Source organism: Pseudomonas fluorescens, assembly GCF_003732425.1.
Lineage (GTDB): Bacteria > Pseudomonadota > Gammaproteobacteria > Pseudomonadales > Pseudomonadaceae > Aquipseudomonas > Aquipseudomonas fluorescens_BE.
Genome location: NZ_MOBX01000009.1, coordinates 1 through 1,294, shown reverse-complemented (window position 1 = coordinate 1,294; position 1,294 = coordinate 1). Strand labels below are relative to the sequence as shown.

At 54.6% G+C, this 1,294-nt stretch carries 1 protein-coding gene; it reads left to right on the top strand.

The genetic code is table 11. From position 1 onward, the window contains the following. The first annotated feature begins 86 nt into the window (after positions 1–86). On the top strand, positions 87–1,232 hold the full coding sequence (locus BK670_RS10045; protein WP_123449641.1) for an integrase core domain-containing protein: 1,146 nt from the start codon (positions 87–89) through the stop codon (positions 1,230–1,232). The last annotated feature ends 62 nt before the right edge of the window (positions 1,233–1,294 follow it).

The following is a 1,294-nucleotide window of genomic DNA, read 5'->3' as shown; positions in this document are numbered from 1 at the left end:
GGGTGGGTAAAGACCGGGTACATCCTTTACGTTTGAGACCGGGGACATGGTTTACAGGTATCAATCATGGTCAGGAGGTGCTGACCATGCCCTGGAAACAAGAGTCCCCAATGGATCAACGAGTGAAGTTAATTAGCGATTGGCTCAGCGGCAGCTACACCAAAAGCCAATTAAGCCGGCGGTATGGCGTCAGTCGTCCAACCATCGACAAGTGGCTGGAACGGTATGCAGCGTTGGGCGTGGATGGCTTGAAAGAGCAGTCGCGTAAGCCGCTGAATTGCCCTCACCAAACTTCCGATGAAATCATCGCCAAGTTGCTGGCCAAGAAAAACGAACATCCCGATCGGGGCCCCAAACAGATCATTGATCGCCTGCGCGTTTCCGATTCGCATATCCAATGGCCGGCGGCGAGTACCGCCGGGGAGTGGTTGAAGAAAGCTGGTTTGGTGGTGGCGCGACGGCCCTATCCCCCGCGTCCCCGTGCTCCAACACATTTGCGTCCGGTCGACGCGCCCAACCAGACGTGGTGTGCTGATTACAAAGGGCAGTTCAAAATGCAGGACGGTAATTGGTGCTATCCGCTGACCATTACCGATCAGATGAGCCGCTTTTTATTCGTCTGTCGCGCTTTGCCCAGTACGCACGGAGCGCCGACGCGGGAAGGCTTTGAGTGGGCTTTTCGAGAATATGGGCTGCCGGATGTGATCCGCACTGACAATGGCGCTCCTTTCGCGTCGACAGGTTTGGCGCGACTTTCGAAGTTATCGGTTTGGTTCATCAGGCTTGGAATCCATGTCGAAACGATTACGCCTGGCCGTCCCGACCAAAATGGTCGACATGAACGAATGCATCGAACGCTAAAGGCAGCAGTGCCACCGGCGGAAAACCTGGTGCGCCAGCAGTTGGCTTTTCAGGATTTCATCCAAGACTTCAACCACCACCGACCGCATACCGCGCTGGGCATGAAACCGCCGGCATCTGTCTATAGCCCGTCGATACGCACTTATCCCGGTTACTTGCCTGCGCTTGAATACGGTTCGGATGTTGAAGTACGCAAGGTTCGGTCAAATGGGGAAATTAAATGGAAAGGGCAGCTGATTTTTCTGGGAGAGGCTCTGATTGGAGAGGACATCGCGCTGAAGGAAGTGGCTGATGACGCTTGGGAACTGTACCTTTGCAGCCACTGTTTAGGCAGGCTTGAAAGCGGCGCCAAACGCGTTTCAAGCCTGTAAAGGTGTAAACGATGTCCCCGGTCTAATTTGTAAAGGATGTACCGGTCTCTACAGTGAGGGGC

Excerpts from the sequence above, each read along its gene's own strand:
- BK670_RS10045 (WP_123449641.1), top strand. The coding sequence starts at position 87 with ATGCCCTGGAAACAAGAGTCCCCAATGGATCAACGAGTGAAGTTAATT.